This window comes from Salmonella sp. 32082101201600294FB01SM01, assembly GCF_017572865.1.
GTDB lineage: Bacteria > Pseudomonadota > Gammaproteobacteria > Enterobacterales > Enterobacteriaceae > Salmonella > Salmonella enterica.
Window position 1 is genome coordinate 654,403 of the sequence record NZ_JAGESB010000002.1, and the last position, 19,078, is coordinate 673,480.

The following is a 19,078-nucleotide window of genomic DNA, read 5'->3' on the forward strand; positions in this document are numbered from 1 at the left end:
CGTTACGGCTTCCAGATATCCCTTCCAGGGGACCGGCGAGTATACCTGAAGAAAGGACTTTAGATGCTTTTAGCGATGGCGCTACTCATAATTGGTTTGCTTCTGGTGGCCTACGGCGCCGATCGTCTGGTGTTTGCGGCCTCTATTTTATGCCGTACATTCGGTATTCCCCCGCTGATCATCGGGATGACGGTCGTGAGTATCGGCACCTCGCTGCCGGAAATTATTGTGTCGGTCGCCGCATCGCTACACGGTCAGCTCGATTTGGCCGTCGGCGCGGCGCTCGGTTCTAACATCACCAATATTTTGCTGATCTTAGGGCTGGCGGCGCTGGTTCGTCCATTTACCGTGCATTCCGATGTTTTACGTCGCGAATTGCCGTTAATGTTATTTGTTAGCGTGGTAGCCGGTTCCGTACTGCATGACGGACAGTTAAGCCGCAGTGATGGTATCTTTCTCCTGCTTCTGGCTGTGCTATGGCTGTTATTCATTGTTAAAATCGCGCGTCTGGCCGAACGCCAGGGGAATGACAGCCTCACCCGCGAACAACTGGCGGAGCTGCCGCGCGAAGGCGGGCTCCCCGTCGCGTTCTTATGGCTGGGCATTGCGCTGGTCATCATGCCGATGGCGACGCGCATGGTAATCGATAACGCTACGGTGCTGGCGAACTATTTCGCCATGAGTGAATTAACGCTCGGTCTGACAGTCATCGCCGTCGGCACCAGTCTGCCAGAGCTGGCGACGGCGATTGCCGGCGTGCGAAAAGGCGAAAATGATATTGCCGTTGGTAATCTCATTGGCGCCAATATTTTTAATCTCGCCATCGTGCTGGGACTGCCTGCGCTGATCGCGCCGGGAGAGATCAACCCGCTGGCGTTTGGGCGTGATTATAGCGTGATGTTGCTGGTTAGCGTGGTTTTCGCTTTACTTTGCTGGCGGCATCCGCGTCAGATTGGCCGGGGCGCAGGTATACTGCTGACCGGCGGGTTTATCGTATGGCTGGCGATGCTCTATTGGCTATCGCCACTTCTTGTTGGATAACTGGAAACGGATTATGTCGCATTTAGCGTTGCAACCGGGGTTTGACTTTCAGCAGGCAGGCAAAGAGGTCCTGGAAATTGAACGTGAAGGCCTGGCGGAGCTTGATCAATATATCAACCAGGATTTCACGCTGGCCTGTGAAAAAATGTTCAACTGCACCGGAAAAGTGGTGGTCATGGGGATGGGAAAATCCGGCCATATCGGACGGAAAATGGCCGCCACGTTCGCCAGTACCGGCACCTCTTCCTTTTTTGTACATCCGGGCGAAGCCGCGCACGGCGATTTGGGGATGGTTACGCCGCAGGATGTGGTTATCGCTATCTCCAACTCCGGCGAATCCAGCGAGATCGCGGCGCTAATACCGGTGCTTAAACGGCTGCACGTACCGTTAATTTGCATTACCGGGCGACCGGAAAGCAGCATGGCGCGTGCGGCAGATGTGCATCTGTGTGTTAAAGTGCCCAAAGAAGCGTGTCCGTTAGGCCTGGCGCCTACCACTAGTACCACCGCAACGCTGGTGATGGGCGACGCGCTCGCCGTGGCGTTGTTAAAAGCGCGCGGCTTTACCGCCGAGGATTTCGCTCTGTCGCATCCTGGCGGCGCGCTGGGACGTAAGCTACTGCTGCGCGTAAGCGATATTATGCATACTGGCGATGAGATCCCGCATGTTAATAAACATGCCACCCTGCGTGATGCGCTGTTAGAAATTACGCGTAAAAATCTCGGTATGACCGTCATTTGCGATGAATCCATGAAGATCGACGGTATCTTCACCGACGGCGATTTACGTCGCGTGTTCGATATGGGCGGCGATATGCGCCAGTTGGGGATCGCCGAGGTGATGACGCCAGGGGGCATTCGCGTGCGTCCCGGTATTCTCGCTGTCGATGCGCTGAATTTAATGCAGTCCCGCCATATCACCTCCGTACTGGTTGCTGATGGCGACCAGTTACTCGGTGTGTTACATATGCATGATCTCCTGCGTGCAGGCGTCGTGTAGAAACTCAAGGATAATTAACGATGAGTAAAGCAGGTGCGTCGCTTGCGACCTGTTATGGCCCCGTCAGCACCCATGTCATGACCAAAGCGGAGAATATCCGCCTGCTCATCCTGGACGTGGATGGCGTATTGTCTGACGGCCTGATTTATATGGGCAATAACGGCGAAGAGCTGAAGGCTTTCAACGTTCGTGACGGCTATGGTATTCGCTGTGCTTTGACCTCCAATATCGAGGTTGCCATTATTACCGGACGAAAGGCTAAACTTGTAGAAGATCGCTGCGCCACGCTGGGGATTGTCCATCTTTATCAGGGACAGTCGAATAAGCTGATCGCCTTTAGCGATCTGCTGGAAAAACTGGCCATTGCGCCGGAAAATGTTGCCTATGTCGGCGATGATCTGATTGACTGGCCAGTGATGGAAAAAGTGGGGTTAAGCGTTGCCGTTGCGGATGCGCATCCGCTGCTGATCCCCCGCGCTGACTATGTGACGCACATTGCCGGCGGGCGCGGCGCGGTACGTGAGGTGTGCGATTTGCTGCTGCTGGCGCAGGGCAAGCTGGATGAGGCCAAAGGGCAATCGATATGAGTAAAACCAGACGTTGGGTTATCATTCTACTGTCGCTGGCCATTCTGGTACTGATTGGTATCAATCTGGCGGATAAAGACGATCCTGCTGCCGTGATGGTCAACAGCAACGATCCCACGTATAAAAGCGAGCATACGGATACCGTCGTGTACAGTCCGGAAGGCGCGTTGAGCTATCGTCTGATCGCGCAGCACGTTGAATATTTTTCCGATCAGGCGGTCTCATGGTTTACGCAACCGGTATTAACCACCTTTGATAAGGATAAAGTGCCGACATGGTCGATCAAGGCCGATAAAGCCAAATTGACTAACGATCGGATGCTCTATCTGTATGGTCATGTTGAAGTCAACGCCCTGGTGCCTGACGCTCAATTACGCAGAATTACCACCGATAACGCGCAGATTAATCTGGTGACGCAGGATGTTACCTCGAACGATCTGGTGACGTTATACGGCACAACATTTAACTCCAGCGGACTGAAAATGCGCGGTAACTTACGCAGCAAGAACGCCGAGCTGATTGAAAAGGTTAGAACCTCTTATGAAATTCAAAACAAACAAACTCAGCCTTAATCTTATGCTTGCCGGCTCGCTGCTGGCCGCCAGCATTCCGGCTTTCGCCGTCACGGGCGATACCGAACAGCCTATTCATATTGACTCGGATCAACAGTCGCTGGATATGCAAGGCAACGTCGTGACCTTTACGGGCAACGTGGTGATGACCCAGGGCACGATTAAGATCAACGCCGATAAAGTCGTGGTTACCCGCCCTGGCGGCGAACAGGGGAAAGAGGTGATCGACGGTTACGGCAATCCGGCCACCTTCTACCAGATGCAGGACAACGGTAAGCCGGTGAAAGGCCACGCTTCCCATATGCACTACGAGCTGGCGAAAGATTTTGTGGTGCTAACCGGCAACGCTTATCTGGAGCAGCTTGACAGCAACATTACCGGCGACAAAATCACCTACCTGGTGAAAGAGCAGAAAATGCAGGCCTTCAGCGAGAAAGGCAAACGCGTCACCACCGTTCTGGTGCCGTCGCAGTTGCAAGACAAAAACAAAGGCCAGACTCCGGCGCAAAAGAAGAGTAACTAATTCGTTATGGCAACATTAACTGCAAAGAATCTGGCGAAGGCCTATAAAGGCCGTCGCGTAGTGGAAGATGTCAGTCTGACCGTTAACTCCGGGGAGATTGTCGGGCTGCTCGGTCCAAACGGCGCGGGTAAAACCACCACCTTTTATATGGTCGTCGGTATCGTGCCGCGTGACGCGGGCAATATCATCATCGATGATGAAGATATCAGTCTGCTGCCGCTGCACGCGCGCGCGCGCCGCGGTATCGGCTATTTGCCGCAGGAAGCCTCTATTTTCCGCCGTCTCAGCGTATTTGATAACCTGATGGCGGTACTGCAAATTCGTGACGATTTGACCGCAGAACAGCGAGAAGACCGCGCCAACGAGCTGATGGAAGAGTTTCATATTGAGCATCTGCGCGACAGTATGGGACAGGCGCTGTCCGGTGGTGAACGCCGTCGTGTAGAAATAGCCCGCGCGTTGGCCGCTAATCCCAAATTTATCCTGCTGGATGAACCGTTTGCCGGCGTTGACCCGATTTCCGTTATCGACATCAAACGCATTATCGAGCATCTGCGCGATAGCGGGCTCGGCGTGCTGATCACCGACCATAACGTCCGTGAGACGCTGGCAGTCTGTGAACGCGCCTATATCGTGAGCCAGGGCCACCTTATTGCCCACGGTACGCCGACAGAAATCCTGCAAGACGAACACGTTAAGCGTGTATATCTTGGGGAAGACTTCAGACTCTGATAGGGTAGAGGGCTATGCTGCTCTAGCGGGAGAAAACGACTCTGAATATGAAGCAAGGTTTGCAACTCAGGCTTAGCCAACAACTGGCGATGACGCCTCAGCTACAACAGGCCATCCGTCTGTTGCAGTTGTCTACGCTGGAACTTCAGCAGGAACTCCAGCAAGCGCTGGAAAATAACCCGCTGCTTGAGCAAACCGATCTTCATGACGAAATCGACACTCAGCAACCTCAGGATAACGATCCTCTCGATACCGCCGACGCGCTCGAACAAAAAGAGATGCCGGAAGAGCTGCCGCTTGACGCCAGTTGGGATGAAATTTACACCGCCGGGACGCCATCCGGCCCCAGCGGCGATTATATCGACGATGAGCTGCCCGTCTATCAGGGCGAAACGACGCAGTCGTTGCAGGATTATCTGATGTGGCAGGTTGAGCTAACGCCCTTCTCGGACACCGATCGCGCTATTGCGACATCCATTGTCGACGCGGTAGATGATACCGGCTATCTCACCGTATCCCTGGACGAAATTCGCGAAAGCATGGGCGATGTAGAGGTGGATCTCGATGAGGTTGAAGCCGTTCTGAAGCGCATTCAGCGTTTTGATCCGGTAGGCGTCGCGGCAAAAGATCTTCGCGACTGTCTGCTGATCCAGCTTTCACAATTCGACAAATCCACGCCGTGGCTGGAAGAGGCGCGGCTTATTATCTGCGATCACCTTGATCTGCTGGCCAACCACGATTTCCGCACGTTGATGCGCGTTACCCGACTAAAAGAAGAGGTGCTGAAAGAGGCGGTAAACCTGATTCAGTCGCTCGATCCCAGACCCGGTCAATCGATCCAGACCGGTGAGCCGGAGTACGTTATCCCGGATGTGCTGGTACGCAAGCATAACGGTCGCTGGACGGTGGAGCTTAATAGCGACAGTATTCCCCGTTTACAGATTAACCAGCACTATGCCGCCATGTGCAACAGCGCGCGCAACGATGCCGACAGCCAGTTCATCCGCAGTAATTTACAGGATGCGAAGTGGCTGATAAAAAGCCTTGAAAGCCGCAACGACACGCTGCTGCGTGTCAGTCGCTGCATCGTTGAGCAACAGCAAGCCTTTTTTGAACAGGGCGAAGAATATATGAAACCGATGGTACTGGCGGATATCGCCCAGGCCGTCGAGATGCACGAATCCACTATATCCCGCGTGACCACGCAGAAGTATTTGCACAGCCCGCGCGGTATTTTTGAACTCAAATATTTCTTTTCCAGCCACGTCAATACCGAAGGCGGAGGCGAAGCCTCTTCCACCGCGATTCGTGCGCTGGTGAAGAAGTTAATTGCGGCGGAAAACCCCGCGAAACCACTGAGCGACAGCAAGTTAACCTCCCTGCTGTCAGAACAAGGTATCATGGTGGCGCGCCGCACTGTTGCGAAGTACCGAGAGTCTTTATCCATTCCGCCGTCAAACCAACGCAAACAGCTGGTTTGACCCAACCGATAAGGAAGACACTATGCAGCTCAATATCACCGGACATAATGTCGAAATTACTGAAGCCCTGCGTGAATTTGTGACGACGAAATTCGCCAAACTTGAACAGTATTTTGAGCGGATTAATCAGGTATACGTGGTGTTGAAAGTGGAGAAGGTCACGCATATCTCGGATGCGACGCTACACGTTAACGGCGGCGAAATTCACGCCAGCGCGGAAGGCCAGGATATGTATGCCGCCATTGACGGCTTGATTGATAAACTGGCAAGGCAGTTAACCAGGCATAAAGATAAACTGAAACAACACTAATTGTCCGGGCAGTTAGCCAGTGCAGGACGGCCTGTTGTGTGACACAACGGGCCATTTGTACAGTTAGCGCTCCGAACCTGGCCATCAACCTGACAGGACAGGTTCTTAGGTGAAATTATGATAAATAACGATACGACTCTACAACTGAGCAGTGTACTTAACCAGGAGTGTACGCGTAGCGGCGTTCATTGTCAGAGTAAGAAACGCGCGCTGGAAATCATCAGCGAACTGGCGGCAAAACAGCTCAGTTTACCTCCTCAGGTCGTGTTTGAAGCCATTCTGACACGCGAAAAAATGGGCAGTACCGGTATTGGTAATGGTATCGCCATCCCGCACGGGAAACTGGAAGAAGATACCTTACGCGCCGTCGGCGTGTTCGTTCAGCTCGAAACGCCGATCGCGTTCGACGCCATCGATAACCAGCCGGTCGATCTCCTCTTCGCCCTGCTGGTGCCCGCCGATCAAACTAAAACGCATCTGCACACGCTGTCGCTGGTGGCGAAACGTCTGGCGGATAAAACGATCTGCCGCCGCCTGCGCGCGGCGCTGAATGATGAAGAGCTGTATCAAATCATTACTGACACCGAAGGTGAGCAGAATGAGGCATAACAATTCAATGGCATTTATTTCTGTCGTTGTGAGGAGAAACGGTACATGGTACTGATGATCGTCAGCGGGCGTTCCGGATCAGGTAAATCTGTCGCTCTGCGCGCGCTGGAAGATATGGGATTTTACTGCGTGGATAACCTCCCCGTCGTGCTGTTGCCCGATCTGGCGCGAACGCTGGCCGATCGCCAGATTTCCGCCGCCGTCAGCATTGATGTGCGCAATATGCCTGAATCACCTGAGATTTTTGAACAGGCGATGAATAATCTGCCTGGCGCTTTCTCGCCACAATTGCTGTTTCTTGATGCCGACCGCAATACCTTGATTCGCCGCTACAGCGACACGCGCCGTTTGCATCCGCTTTCCAGCAAAAACCTTTCTTTAGAGAGTGCGATCGATAAAGAGAGTGACTTGCTGGAGCCGTTACGCTCACGTGCGGATCTGATCGTCGACACTTCAGAAATGTCCGTCCATGAGCTGGCGGAGATGCTGCGTACCCGGCTGTTGGGCAAACGCGAGCGCGAACTGACGATGGTATTTGAGTCCTTCGGCTTTAAACATGGCATCCCGATTGATGCGGACTATGTGTTTGATGTCCGCTTTCTGCCCAACCCGCACTGGGACCCAAAACTGCGCCCCATGACCGGGCTTGATAAGCCGGTAGCCGCGTTTCTTGACCGACACACAGAAGTTCACAATTTTATCTATCAGACTCGCAGCTATCTTGAGCTATGGTTACCGATGCTGGAGACCAACAACCGCAGCTACCTTACCGTCGCTATCGGTTGTACCGGCGGGAAACACCGTTCGGTGTATATTGCAGAACAGCTGGCAGACTACTTCCGCTCGCGCGGTAAAAATGTCCAGTCTCGCCATCGCACGCTGGAAAAACGCAAAACATGACCGTAAAGCAAACTGTTGAAGTCACCAATAAGCTGGGCATGCATGCCCGGCCTGCCATGAAGCTTTTCGAACTGATGCAGGGTTTTGACGCCGAGGTGCTATTACGCAATGATGAAGGCACCGAAGCGGAAGCAAATAGCGTCATCGCTCTGTTAATGCTCGACTCCGCCAAAGGGCGTCAGATCGAAATTGAAGCCACCGGCCCGCAAGAAGTTGAAGCGCTGGCGGCGGTTATCGCGCTGTTCAATTCCGGCTTTGACGAAGACTAAACCTCCCCCTCTATACCCTATTTTCCCCCAACGCCGTCCCGGTATTTGATGACAGTCACCCCAAAACCGGGCGTGTTACGCCTGCCTGCCACTTGTCCCGCAGCCCCACCCTTTCGTAAGATTTGTACATTTCGTGCGCTTTACCTATGCATAAAAACATTAAGAAAACCTTAAAAAATTTCGTTTAGGTTTTGTTTAAGTTCTTTGTCCATACTAAATTTATGTGAATAAATTTTTCCAGGACTTGCCATGATCCTCTTATCGAAACAGACTCCGCTGGGCGCCGGTCGACATCGTAAATGCTATACGCATCCGGATAATGCCCGGCGTTGCATAAAAGTCATTTACAACCGTGACCACGGCGGTGATAAAGAGATTCGGCGTGAACTGAGCTACTATGCGCATCTGTCCCGCTACCTGACAGACTGGAGCGCTATCCCCCGTTATTACGGCACGGTAGAAACCGATTGCGGCACCGGCTATGTCTACGACATGATTACCGATTTCAACGGCGCGCCCTCTATTACCCTGACCGAGTTCGCCGCGCAATGTCGTTATGAAGAGGATGTCGCTGTCCTGCGGCGGCTACTGAAAAAACTGAAACGCTACCTGCTGGATAACCATATTGTGACGATGTCGCTGAAGCCGCAAAACATCCTGTGCCAGCGTATCAGCGAGTCAGAAGTGGTTCCGGTGGTTTGCGACAATCTGGGGGAAAGTACCTTTATCCCGCTGGCGACCTGGTCAACATGGTGCTGTGAACGCAAACTGGAGAGAGTGTGGCAGCGGTTTATCGCCCAGCCTGCACTGGCCGTTGCCCTGGAGAGGGACGCGCAGCCAAAAGACAAGAAACGGCTGGCGCTTACTTCTCACGAAGCTTAATGGCCTGTGCTTATCAGGCCTGGACGACACAGATCGCAGGCCGGATAAGGCGTTCGCGCCGCCATTCAGCAAAATTAATTAAGCTGGTTGCGCGTCATAAAAGATTCCCCGCCCAGTTGGCGCATCTGGCGCATAATCCACGCCTGCCGGCTACGCACATAGCCGGAAGGCGCATTCGCCTTATAGCGAATCGGGTTAGGCAGCACGGCCGCCAGCAACGCGGCTTCGGACATATTTAAGCGGCTGGCAGGTTTATGAAAATACCGTTGTGCCGCAGCCTCCACGCCAAAAATACCATCGCCAAACTCCGCGATATTCAGATAAACCGTGAGGATGCGCTTTTTGCTCCAGACAGTTTCAATGCCCAGCGTTAGCCCGGCCTCCAGACCTTTGCGCACCCAACTGCGTCCATCCCATAAAAAGAGATTTTTCGCCGTTTGCTGCGAAAGCGTAGAGGCGCCGCGAATACGGCTCTCATTCCGCTCATTATGAGCCAGCGCTTTTTCAATCGCCGGAACATCAAAGCCCCAGTGCTCAGGGAACTTCTGGTCTTCCGCCGCAATTACCGCCAGCCCCATCCACGGCGAGATATCCGCCATACTGACCCAGTCAGAATGCGCCACATAACCGAACTCTCCACTCAGCCAGGCGCTAATCTGCCGTTCCGCCATCACCGCCGAAAAAGGCACCGGAACCACGCTAAACAGCGCAATGCCGCCGCCCCAAAAGACGGCGAGCGCAGCAAGGATACGTAAAAGTAGACGGCGCAAAAACCTTAACGGCGCGATGCGTCGTTTGCTCATTCCGCCAGAACCAGCACGCGCGACACTAATTTATCAATGCCGCTTGCCGCCTGGGCGATATCCTGCGCCAACATATAGGCAGGGGTGGTCACAACCTTGTTATCCTCGTCCACAACGATATCATCAACCGGGCAAGGTACGTGTTCGGCGCCCATCTCTTCAAGTACTTCAGCGGTATCAATATCCGTCCCTATTGTCAGACGTAGCGGGAAGTCAAAGATTTTCGGCAACATTGCGGGCGCGATACAGATAAATCCCAGCGGCTTGCCGGACTGGTGCATGGCCTTCGCCAGCGCGACGACATCGCTATCCACCCGGCATTCGCTCCCCTGGCTGGCGAAATTACTCAGGTTCTTCGCCGCGCCGAAACCGCCAGGCACAATGAGCGCATCCAGTTCCTCTGGCTGAGCCTGGGACAGGGGACGAATATCGCCCCGCGTAATACGCGCCGCCTCAATCAGAACGTTACGCGTTTCCGCCATCGCTTCGCCGGTCAGGTGATTAATAACATCCGCTTGTGGTTTATCCGGCGCGAAGCAGACAGCCTGCGCGCCGCTGCGGGCAATGGCCAACAGCGTCAGAACGGCCTCATGAATTTCGGCGCCGTCATAGACGCCGCATCCGCTGAGCACTACGCCAATTTTTTTCATGGTGAACATCCTCCTGCAACCGACTCAAGCCCATTAATAATTTTGATTAAAATGCTACGCTTCACACATTTAAATGATTCATGTAACAAATCATTTAGGATTTGCTATCTTAACTGCGTGCGGCCTGAAAACAGGACTGCGCCTTTGACATCATCATAATAAGCACGGCGCAGCCACGATTTCCCTGGTGTTGGCGCAGTATTCGCGCACCCCGGTCAAACCGGGGTCATTTTTTTTCCGCGTTTGCCACCCAGGCTTTCAGCACCGCGACATCGTGCTGCCACTCCTGCTTCATCTCTTCAATCCATTCCGCGACATTATCTTCCCAGGCGGGAAGATCCGGCGACTGGATTTGCTGGCCAAGCTGTTGCAGATGACGCAGCCCTACCGAACCGGCGGCGCCTTTAATCTTATGCCCTTCCTCAACGACGCCTTTTTTGTCACGCGCCGTCAGATTGGACTCCAGCACGCTTAAATAGCCAGGCATCATTTTTTCAAACACCGCGAGACCGTCGGTAATCAATTTAGGCCCGACCAACTCGATGTATTGTTCCAGCATCGGGATATCCAGCAGCGCTTGCGCTTTATCGCTCTCTTCAGGCGTCACGGTACTCTCCTCTTTATCGGTGGCATCCCAGAATTTTTTAATCATCGCGGTTAAGGCCGGCACCGACAGCGGCTTACTCAGCACATCGTCCATACCAGCGTCCAGATACTCTTTTTTATCTTTCAGAACGTTAGCCGTAAGCGCTACCAGCGGCGGTAAATCTTCTCGCGTGTGGCGACGGGTCAGTTCTCTGGCGATATCCAGACCCGTCATATCCGGTAGCTGAATATCTAGTAAGACCAGGTCATATTCGCCCGGCGCGAACATCTCCAGCGCCGCCTTGCCGGTCATCGCGACATCCACGCTGTTCCCCAGTTTTTCCAGTACCGAACGCGCTACGATCACGTTCAGTTCAATATCTTCGACCAGCAGAACATGCAGCGCGGGCAGCGGCATGTCGTCTTCATCAAAGGCGTCCTCCACCTCTTCCGCCACCGCTGGCGCATGAACCGTTAGCGTAAAGGTCGATCCTTTGCCCGGCAGACTGGAGACGGTAATATCGCCGCCCATATTTTTCGCCAGCCGACGGGAGACCGCCAGCCCGATACCGGTACCCGTCGCCGGCTTACCGCCATGACTGTCTTTCACCTGATAATACATGGCGAAAATTTTATCCTGCTCATCCTGCGGAATGCCGATCCCGGAATCTTCCACTTCAAAGTGCAGCATGTCGCCTTCATCATAGCGCGCCCGCACCGTCACCTGGCCCTGCTGAGTAAACTTCACCGCATTGCTGATCAAATTCCATAAAATCTGGCGCAGACGCGTTCCGTCGGTAATAACTTTGTGCGGCAGCGGCAGCGTCGGCTCAAGCACAAAACGTAGCCCTTTTTGCTGCGCCTGCAAACCGGAAAGGTTTTCCAGATCGGCCATAAAGCTGGTGAAATCAACCGGTTGGTTATCAAGCTGAACCTTACGCCGCTCCATCTTATCCATATCAATGATATCATTGAAAATATTGCCTAACGTCACGGCGGAGACATGGATTGTCTTAAGGTATTTTTCCTGTTCGGCGGTGAGATCGGTATCCAGCAGGATGCGGCTTAAACCGACGATGCCGTTAAGCGGGGTGCGCAGCTCATGACTGATGGTAGAGATAAACGTGGTCTTGTCGCGGCTGGCGCGCTCCAGCGCGTCCTGATAACGCTTACGTTCGGTAATATCACGGCCAAATCCCATCAGGCCATGACGTTTACCGACACGGTCGTAATAAGGCACTTTACGAATTTCAAAGCAGGCTTTTCGTCCGTCCGGGTAATCCAGCCACTGTTCGTAGGTCAGGGAGACGTTATGGCGGAATACTTTTTCATCGGTTTCAATGACTTTCTCCGCCGCTTCGGGAGAGTACACATCTTCCGGCTTCAAATGCACCAGCTGTTTTTCGCTCTTGCCGGTTAGCAATTCCATTGCGCGGTTACAGCCGGAAAATTCTTTATCCTCATTACGATAAAAAACCAAATCCGGCGAGGCGTCCAGAAAGGAGCGCAGAAAAGAGGATTGCTGTTCTAGCTGGATTTGCGCTTCTTCACGCTCTTTAATTTCTACTTTTAGCTGTTCAAATGTCTCATGCAGCTCCGCTTCCGCTTTTTCGCGATCGGCAATTTCCTGATTAAGCTGGGCAATATTGTCCTTCAACTGTACGTTAAGCTTGAGATCGCGCTCGCGCATCTCCTCCAGCTTTTGCACCAGACGCGACAGTCGCTGCCTTGACTCTTCCAGTTGTTCAACAACAACGGATAAGAAATAGACCGCCCAGGGCGTAATTAACAGGCCAAAAAAGATGGAGCGAATGACGTCGATACTTTCAACCTGACCATGCAGCACCATGGTCACCGCCATCTGCACGACAATCGCCAGCACCACCAATGCCAACGCCAGGAGCATGGAAAAGCGCACCAGACCCAATTTCATCATCAGGTCGACATAGTATTGCGCCAGCATACGAATTTGCTTCATAGAGGATTCCTTCACCACAACTTCGCACATAATACCCAATTATGGGAACCGCGTTGAATATTGTGCGAAATATGCGTAGCGCCCCTCATCACGCTACGCTACAGGTGGTATCCAGGGACGGGCCAGCGCAGAGCCCTGTACGCCATGCTCATTCAGGTATTTGTCCAGCTCAACCATCCCCGTCCAGCGATTCTCACACCACAGCGGGGCAAGCAGCGTCGGACGGCGAGCGCTGGCTGAAATCCGGTGATAAATTATCTCCGGCGGCGTATGACGAATCATCTCACCTGCCGTTAGCGTGTAGTCGTCCAGTTCGATGCCGTTCAGCCGCCCCGCTTCCCAGGCTTTGGCCATCGTACTGCCTTTCACAATATGTAGCGGATGCAGTTTAATACCGTCTACGCCCGTCTCCACCACACGCTCCATGGTTTGCAGGCATTCTGCCTGCCCTTCTCCCGGCAGCCCCACAATCAGATGCGCGCACACTTTCAGCCCGCGCTCCCGGGCAATCCGGGTGGTACGCTGATAGCAGGCGAAGTCATGCCCGCGGTTAATTCGGTGCAGGGTTTTATCGTGCGCGGTTTGCAATCCCAGTTCCAGCCACACCTCGTAGCCTTGATCTTTATATTCACACAGTAAATCTACTACTGCCTGCGGGACGCAATCCGGACGCGTACCGACACATAACCCGACGATACTGGCCTGGCTGACCGCCTGTTGATACATGGAACGCAGCACCTGCACTTCCGCAAAGGTGCTGGTGTAGGCCTGGAAATAGGCCAGATAGCGTTTAGCGCGGTTCACCAGATGCGCCTGATGCGCAAGCTGCTCGGCAATGGAATGATGCTGCTGCGCCTCATCGGCAAAAGAGGCGACATTACAGAAGGTGCAACCGCCACGCCCGATGGTACCGTCGCGATTAGGGCAGCTAAAACCGCCATGAAGCGTCAGCTTATGAACCTTTTGCCCATACCGACGTAAAAGATCCCCACCAAACATATTGACTAATTTCTGTAACTGCATAATCTGATAGACCGCCTCTTAAAAAGAGGCCAAAGCCTGCCATTTTTAGTCTCCTTTGGCGATGACCTGGATCAATCGTCCCGGAAGGCTTTTATCCATTGCATAATCAAGCAAAATAAACGATATTTCATTCATAATCCCGCTGATGATTTTTCCTGATATTCCCCTCTTTTTTCAGCGTTTGCTGGGTCATCGATAAAAACAGTAGCATTCAATACTGCTCACGCTTAAAACAGCATAAAATGCCAAGATTTTTGAAAAAGCAAGGTCAGATAACGTCTGGCGAGCGGCTCTTATAGTGAGACAGATCACAGGCTTTCTGCCGCTCCGTATTAGCAGCCACTCTATAAAAAACCTTTTAATTTCAACAGATTCAAAAAGTTATCTGTGCTACAGCACACTTTTGCATAAATCAGTTTGCCATTTGACCTGGGTGTGGATTCCCGATAAGTTGGGGATCCGCTGGAAGCTTTCTGGATGAGCCGTCTGCTCATCATATTTATGCAGTAATTGAGATTCCCTCTTAACCGTATTTACCAATGCGCAAAGGACACAAAGAGGGCGAATGCGAGGTAAGCGTATGATGCGCCAGCCCCGTCGCCATGCTCTTGCTGTGCCCGCGCGCCGTCGGTTGAGAGAGCGTCCCGTAGAGCCTGGGGAGGTTCACTGATATGTTGTACGATAAATCCCTTGAGAAGGATAACTGTGGTTTCGGCCTGATCGCCCACATAGAAGGCGAACCTAGCCACAAGGTAGTGCGTACCGCCATACACGCGCTGGCCCGGATGCAGCACCGTGGCGCGATCCTTGCCGACGGTAAAACCGGCGACGGTTGCGGCTTGCTGTTACAAAAACCTGACCGTTTCTTTCGCATCGTGGCCGAAGAGCGCGGCTGGCGCTTAGCCAAAAACTACGCCGTCGGGATGATCTTTTTGAATAAAGATCCTGAACTGGCCGCCGCGTCACGCCATATTGTCGAAGAAGAATTACAGCAGGAAACCCTGTCGATTGTCGGCTGGCGCGATGTGCCAACCAATGAAGGCGTGCTCGGTGAAATCGCCCTCTCCTCTCTGCCGCGTATTGAGCAGATTTTTGTCAACGCTCCGGCAGGCTGGCGTCCGCGTGATATGGAGCGCCGTCTGTTTATCGCCCGCCGACGCATTGAAAAACGCCTGCAGGACGACAAAGATTTCTACGTATGCAGCCTGTCGAACCTGGTCAACATTTATAAAGGTCTGTGTATGCCGGCGGATCTGCCGCGCTTCTACCTGGATCTTGCGGATCTGCGTCTGGAATCGGCCATCTGTCTGTTCCACCAGCGCTTTTCCACTAACACCGTGCCGCGTTGGCCGCTGGCGCAGCCGTTCCGCTACCTGGCGCATAACGGCGAGATTAACACTATCACTGGCAACCGCCAGTGGGCGCGCGCCCGTACCTATAAATTCCAGACGCCGCTGATCCCGGATTTACAGTCCGCTGCGCCGTTTGTTAACGAAACCGGTTCGGATTCCAGCTCGCTGGACAACATGCTGGAACTGCTGCTGGCAGGCGGGATGGACATTATCCGCGCCATGCGCCTGTTGGTGCCGCCCGCCTGGCAGAACAACCCCGATATGGACCAGGATCTGCGCGCCTTCTTTGACTTTAACTCCATGCATATGGAGCCGTGGGACGGTCCGGCAGGCATCGTGATGTCCGACGGGCGCTTCGCCGCCTGTAACCTTGACCGTAACGGCCTGCGCCCGGCACGCTATGTCATTACCAAAGACAAGCTGATCACCTGCGCCTCCGAAGTCGGTATCTGGGACTATCAGCCGGATGAAGTGGTCGAGAAAGGCCGCGTCGGTCCAGGCGAGCTGATGGTGATCGACACCCGCGGCGGACGTATTCTGCATTCCGCGGAAACCGATGACGATCTGAAAAGCCGCCATCCGTATAAAGCGTGGATGGAAAAGAATGTTCGCCGTCTGGTGCCGTTTGAAGAGCTGCCTGATGAAGAAGTCGGTAGCCGCGAACTGGACGATGACCTGCTCGCCAGCTATCAGAAACAGTTTAACTACAGCGCCGAAGAGCTGGACTCGGTTATCCGTGTGTTGGGCGAAAACGGCCAGGAAGCCGTCGGCTCAATGGGCGACGACACCCCCTTTGCCGTGCTCTCCAGCCAGCCGCGTATTATTTACGACTACTTCCGCCAGCAGTTCGCGCAGGTCACTAACCCGCCTATCGACCCGCTGCGTGAAGCGCACGTCATGTCGCTCGCCACCAGCATCGGTCGCGAAATGAACGTCTTCTGCGAAGCGGAAGGTCAGGCCCATCGCCTGAGTTTTAAATCGCCAATTCTGCTGTACTCCGATTTCAAACAGCTCACCACCATGAGCGAGCATCACTACCGCGCCGACTGGCTTGATATTACCTTTGATATCACCGAAACCACACTGGACGCGACGGTTAAAGCGCTGTGCGATAAAGCGGAACAGATGGTGCGCAACGGCACCGTGCTGCTGGTCCTCTCGGATCGCAATATCGGTAAGAATCGCCTGCCGGTCCCCGCGCCGATGGCGGTGGGCGCGGTGCAAACGCGTCTGGTGGAACAAAGCCTGCGCTGCGACGCCAACATCATCGTAGAAACCGGAAGCGCCCGCGATCCGCATCACTTTGCGGTACTGCTCGGCTTTGGCGCAACGGCCATCTATCCGTACCTGGCCTACGAAACGCTGGGGCGTCTGATTGATACCCAGGCCATCGCTAAAAACTACCGTACCGTGATGCAGAACTACCGCAACGGCATCAACAAGGGGCTGTACAAGATTATGTCCAAAATGGGCATTTCGACCATTGCCTCTTACCGCTGCTCCAAACTGTTTGAAGCGGTCGGACTGCACGATGATGTGGTAAACCTGTGCTTCCAGGGCGTGGTCAGCCGTATCGGCGGCGCGAGCTTTGATGACTTCCAGCAGGATCTGCTGAATCTCTCCAAACGCGCCTGGCTGGCGCGCAAACCCATTAGCCCTGGCGGCCTGTTGAAGTACGTCCACGGCGGCGAATATCACGCCTATAACCCGGATGTCGTGCGTACCCTGCAACAGGCGGTACAGAGCGGCGAGTACAGTGATTATCAGGAATACGCCAAACTGGTCAATGAGCGTCCGGCGGCAACGCTGCGCGATCTGCTGGCGATACATCCAGACGGCGAGGCGGTGACTATCGACGAGGTTGAGCCCGCCAGTGAGCTGTTTAAACGCTTTGATACCGCAGCCATGTCTATCGGCGCATTAAGTCCGGAAGCGCACGAAGCGCTGGCGGAAGCGATGAACAGCCTCGGCGGCAACTCCAACTCCGGCGAAGGCGGTGAAGACCCTGCGCGCTACGGCACCAATAAAGTGTCGCGTATCAAACAGGTGGCCTCTGGTCGCTTTGGCGTGACGCCGGCCTACCTGGTCAATGCCGATGTGATCCAGATTAAAGTCGCGCAGGGCGCGAAACCGGGCGAAGGCGGTCAGTTGCCGGGGGATAAAGTCACTCCGTATATCGCTAAACTGCGTTATTCAGTGCCGGGCGTGACGCTGATCTCCCCGCCGCCGCACCACGATATCTACTCTATCGAGGACTTAGCGCAGCTCATTTTCGACCTCAAGCAGGTCAACCCGAAGGCGATGATCTCCGTGAAGCTGGTGTCCGAACCGGGCGTTGGCACCATCGCAACCGGCGTGGCGAAAGCCTATGCGGATCTGATTACTATCGCCGGTTACGACGGCGGTACTGGCGCCAGCCCGCTCTCTTCGGTGAAATACGCTGGCTGCCCGTGGGAACTCGGACTTGTTGAAACCCAGCAGGCGCTGGTCGCCAACGGTCTGCGTCACAAGATTCGTCTGCAGGTGGACGGCGGTCTGAAAACCGGCGTCGACATCATTAAAGCGGCGATTCTCGGTGCGGAAAGTTTCGGCTTCGGCACCGGCCCGATGGTGGCGCTGGGCTGTAAATATCTGCGTATCTGCCACCTGAATAACTGCGCAACCGGCGTAGCGACGCAGGATGAAAAACTGCGTAAGAACCACTATCACGGCCTGCCGTTCAAAGTGACCAACTACTTTGAATTTATCGCCCGCGAAGTGCGCGAGCTGATGGCTTCGCTTGGCGTGACCCGCCTGGTGGATTTGATTGGCCGCACCGACCTGCTGAAAGAGCTGGAGGGCTTTACGGCGAAACAGCAGAAGCTGGCGCTGTCTCGTCTACTGGAAACCGCTGAACCTCATCCGGGTAAAGCGCTGTACTGCACCGAGAATAACCCGCCGTTTGATAACGGTGTGCTGAATGCGCAACTGTTGCAGCAGGCGAAGCCGTTTGTCGATGCGCGCCAGAGCAAAACCTTCTGGTTCGACATCCGCAACACCGATCGTTCCGTCGGCGCGTCGCTTTCCGGCTACATCGCACAGACCCACGGCGATCAGGGGCTGGCTTCCGATCCGATTAAAGCGCACTTCAGCGGTACCGCAGGCCAGAGCTTTGGCGTGTGGAACGCGGGCGGCGTGGAGTTATATCTGACTGGCGATGCCAACGACTATGTCGGTAAAGGTATGGCAGGCGGTTTGATCGCCATCAGACCGCCGGTAGGTTCCGCCTTCCTCAGTCATAAGGCCAGCATTATCGGCAACACCTGCCTGTATGGAGCGACCGGTGGCCGTCTGTACGCGGCGGGCCGCGCGGGCGAACGTTTCGGCGTGCGTAACTCCGGGGCGATTACCGTAGTAGAGGGCATCGGCGACAACGGCTGTGAATACATGACCGGCGGCATCGTCTGCGTGCTGGGTAAAACCGGCGTTAACTTCGGCGCGGGGATGACCGGCGGCTTCGCCTATGTGCTGGACGAAGATGGCGAATTCCGTAAACGCGTGAACCCGGAACTGGTAGAGGTACTGGACGTTGATTCGCTGGCTATCCACGAAGAGCATCTGCGCGGCCTGATCACCGAGCACGTGCAGCATACTGGTTCGCAACGCGGCGAAGAGATCCTGTCCAGGTGGTCAAGCTTCTCAACCCAATTCGCGTTAGTGAAGCCCAAGTCCAGCGATGTCAAAGCCCTGTTGGGCCACCGTAGTCGTAGTGCGGCAGAATTGCGCGTGCAGGCGCAGTAAG

17 protein-coding genes are annotated in these 19,078 nt (G+C 54.3%); 13 read left to right on the forward strand and 4 right to left on the reverse strand.

Going from position 1 to position 19,078, the window contains the following annotated elements; translation table 11 throughout:
• The first annotated feature begins 63 nt into the window (after positions 1–63).
• The 12 genes from J4645_RS12930 (at position 64) to yrbL (ending at position 8,906) form a co-directional block, all read left to right on the forward strand.
• The gene (locus tag J4645_RS12930; protein ID WP_000922742.1) at positions 64–1,041 is read left to right on the forward strand and encodes a calcium/sodium antiporter; all 978 of its coding nucleotides are present in this window, start codon (positions 64–66) and stop codon (positions 1,039–1,041) included.
• A 13-nt stretch (positions 1,042–1,054) separates the two neighbouring features.
• Positions 1,055–2,041 carry an arabinose-5-phosphate isomerase KdsD gene (kdsD, locus tag J4645_RS12935; RefSeq protein ID WP_023214441.1) on the forward strand — a complete coding sequence of 329 codons (987 nt, stop codon included), beginning with the start codon at positions 1,055–1,057 and terminating at the stop codon, positions 2,039–2,041.
• 20 nt (positions 2,042–2,061) lie between these two features.
• Complete coding sequence (gene kdsC, locus J4645_RS12940) at positions 2,062–2,628, forward strand: 3-deoxy-manno-octulosonate-8-phosphatase KdsC (RefSeq protein WP_000030029.1); 567 nt, start codon at positions 2,062–2,064, stop codon at positions 2,626–2,628.
• The gene (gene lptC, locus J4645_RS12945) at positions 2,625–3,200 is read left to right on the forward strand and encodes an LPS export ABC transporter periplasmic protein LptC (protein WP_000047845.1); all 576 of its coding nucleotides are present in this window, start codon (positions 2,625–2,627) and stop codon (positions 3,198–3,200) included. The genes kdsC and lptC overlap by 4 nt, the downstream gene beginning before the upstream one ends.
• Positions 3,169–3,723 carry a lipopolysaccharide ABC transporter substrate-binding protein LptA gene (gene lptA / locus J4645_RS12950; protein WP_000669770.1) on the forward strand — a complete coding sequence of 185 codons (555 nt, stop codon included), beginning with the start codon at positions 3,169–3,171 and terminating at the stop codon, positions 3,721–3,723. Before lptC ends, lptA begins: the two co-directional genes overlap by 32 nt.
• A gap of 6 nt (positions 3,724–3,729) precedes the next feature.
• Positions 3,730–4,455, forward strand: coding sequence for an LPS export ABC transporter ATP-binding protein (gene lptB / locus J4645_RS12955; protein WP_000224104.1), 726 nt, complete (start codon positions 3,730–3,732; stop codon positions 4,453–4,455).
• Positions 4,456–4,502: 47 nt separating this feature from the next.
• On the forward strand, positions 4,503–5,936 hold the full coding sequence (rpoN, locus tag J4645_RS12960; RefSeq protein ID WP_000809020.1) for an RNA polymerase factor sigma-54: 1,434 nt from the start codon (positions 4,503–4,505) through the stop codon (positions 5,934–5,936).
• 22 nt (positions 5,937–5,958) lie between these two features.
• Positions 5,959–6,246, forward strand: coding sequence for a ribosome hibernation promoting factor (gene hpf / locus J4645_RS12965; RefSeq protein ID WP_001176589.1), 288 nt, complete (start codon positions 5,959–5,961; stop codon positions 6,244–6,246).
• A 117-nt stretch (positions 6,247–6,363) separates the two neighbouring features.
• Entirely contained in the window at positions 6,364–6,855 is a 492-nt protein-coding gene (gene ptsN / locus J4645_RS12970) for a PTS IIA-like nitrogen regulatory protein PtsN (RefSeq protein ID WP_000609332.1), read from the forward strand.
• Positions 6,856–6,900: 45 nt separating this feature from the next.
• Positions 6,901–7,755, forward strand: a complete 855-nt coding sequence (rapZ, locus tag J4645_RS12975) for an RNase adapter RapZ (protein WP_000243749.1) — start codon at positions 6,901–6,903, stop codon at positions 7,753–7,755.
• Positions 7,752–8,024, forward strand: coding sequence for a PTS phosphocarrier protein NPr (npr, locus tag J4645_RS12980; RefSeq protein ID WP_000216797.1), 273 nt, complete (start codon positions 7,752–7,754; stop codon positions 8,022–8,024). Before rapZ ends, npr begins: the two co-directional genes overlap by 4 nt.
• A gap of 249 nt (positions 8,025–8,273) precedes the next feature.
• Positions 8,274–8,906, forward strand: coding sequence for a PhoP regulatory network protein YrbL (yrbL, locus tag J4645_RS12985; protein ID WP_000602196.1), 633 nt, complete (start codon positions 8,274–8,276; stop codon positions 8,904–8,906).
• Between the two features lie 74 nt (positions 8,907–8,980).
• Here the strand turns inward: yrbL and mtgA are convergent, their stop codons facing one another.
• The 4 genes from mtgA to J4645_RS13005 form a co-directional block, all read right to left on the reverse strand.
• The gene (gene mtgA, locus J4645_RS12990; RefSeq protein WP_023214442.1) at positions 8,981–9,709 is read right to left on the reverse strand and encodes a monofunctional biosynthetic peptidoglycan transglycosylase; all 729 of its coding nucleotides are present in this window, start codon (positions 9,707–9,709) and stop codon (positions 8,981–8,983) included.
• Positions 9,706–10,359 carry an isoprenoid biosynthesis glyoxalase ElbB gene (gene elbB / locus J4645_RS12995; protein ID WP_000719811.1) on the reverse strand — a complete coding sequence of 218 codons (654 nt, stop codon included), beginning with the start codon at positions 10,357–10,359 and terminating at the stop codon, positions 9,706–9,708. The genes mtgA and elbB overlap by 4 nt, the downstream gene beginning before the upstream one ends.
• A 226-nt stretch (positions 10,360–10,585) precedes the next feature.
• Entirely contained in the window at positions 10,586–12,922 is a 2,337-nt protein-coding gene (gene arcB, locus J4645_RS13000) for an aerobic respiration two-component sensor histidine kinase ArcB (protein ID WP_000809807.1), read from the reverse strand.
• Positions 12,923–13,015: 93 nt separating this feature from the next.
• Positions 13,016–13,945, reverse strand: coding sequence for a TIGR01212 family radical SAM protein (locus J4645_RS13005; RefSeq protein ID WP_001176878.1), 930 nt, complete (start codon positions 13,943–13,945; stop codon positions 13,016–13,018).
• A gap of 671 nt (positions 13,946–14,616) precedes the next feature.
• On the opposite strand from J4645_RS13005, the gene gltB reads away from it, so the two are divergent.
• Positions 14,617–19,077, forward strand: coding sequence for a glutamate synthase large subunit (gltB, locus tag J4645_RS13010; RefSeq protein WP_000965011.1), 4,461 nt, complete (start codon positions 14,617–14,619; stop codon positions 19,075–19,077).
• Position 19,078: the final 1 nt, after the last annotated feature.

Excerpts from the sequence above, each read along its gene's own strand:
- yrbL (WP_000602196.1), top strand. The coding sequence starts at position 8,274 with ATGATCCTCTTATCGAAACAGACTCCGCTGGGCGCCGGTCGACATCGT.
- rpoN (WP_000809020.1), top strand. The coding sequence starts at position 4,503 with ATGAAGCAAGGTTTGCAACTCAGGCTTAGCCAACAACTGGCGATGACG.
- lptA (WP_000669770.1), top strand. The coding sequence starts at position 3,169 with ATGAAATTCAAAACAAACAAACTCAGCCTTAATCTTATGCTTGCCGGC.
- mtgA (WP_023214442.1), bottom strand. The coding sequence starts at position 9,709 with ATGAGCAAACGACGCATCGCGCCGTTAAGGTTTTTGCGCCGTCTACTT.
- kdsC (WP_000030029.1), top strand. The coding sequence starts at position 2,062 with ATGAGTAAAGCAGGTGCGTCGCTTGCGACCTGTTATGGCCCCGTCAGC.
- arcB (WP_000809807.1), bottom strand. The coding sequence starts at position 12,922 with ATGAAGCAAATTCGTATGCTGGCGCAATACTATGTCGACCTGATGATG.
- lptC (WP_000047845.1), top strand. The coding sequence starts at position 2,625 with ATGAGTAAAACCAGACGTTGGGTTATCATTCTACTGTCGCTGGCCATT.
- ptsN (WP_000609332.1), top strand. The coding sequence starts at position 6,364 with ATGATAAATAACGATACGACTCTACAACTGAGCAGTGTACTTAACCAG.
- hpf (WP_001176589.1), top strand. The coding sequence starts at position 5,959 with ATGCAGCTCAATATCACCGGACATAATGTCGAAATTACTGAAGCCCTG.
- lptB (WP_000224104.1), top strand. The coding sequence starts at position 3,730 with ATGGCAACATTAACTGCAAAGAATCTGGCGAAGGCCTATAAAGGCCGT.
- npr (WP_000216797.1), top strand. The coding sequence starts at position 7,752 with ATGACCGTAAAGCAAACTGTTGAAGTCACCAATAAGCTGGGCATGCAT.
- J4645_RS12930 (WP_000922742.1), top strand. The coding sequence starts at position 64 with ATGCTTTTAGCGATGGCGCTACTCATAATTGGTTTGCTTCTGGTGGCC.
- J4645_RS13005 (WP_001176878.1), bottom strand. The coding sequence starts at position 13,945 with ATGCAGTTACAGAAATTAGTCAATATGTTTGGTGGGGATCTTTTACGT.
- elbB (WP_000719811.1), bottom strand. The coding sequence starts at position 10,359 with ATGAAAAAAATTGGCGTAGTGCTCAGCGGATGCGGCGTCTATGACGGC.
- kdsD (WP_023214441.1), top strand. The coding sequence starts at position 1,055 with ATGTCGCATTTAGCGTTGCAACCGGGGTTTGACTTTCAGCAGGCAGGC.
- gltB (WP_000965011.1), top strand. The coding sequence starts at position 14,617 with ATGTTGTACGATAAATCCCTTGAGAAGGATAACTGTGGTTTCGGCCTG.
- rapZ (WP_000243749.1), top strand. The coding sequence starts at position 6,901 with ATGGTACTGATGATCGTCAGCGGGCGTTCCGGATCAGGTAAATCTGTC.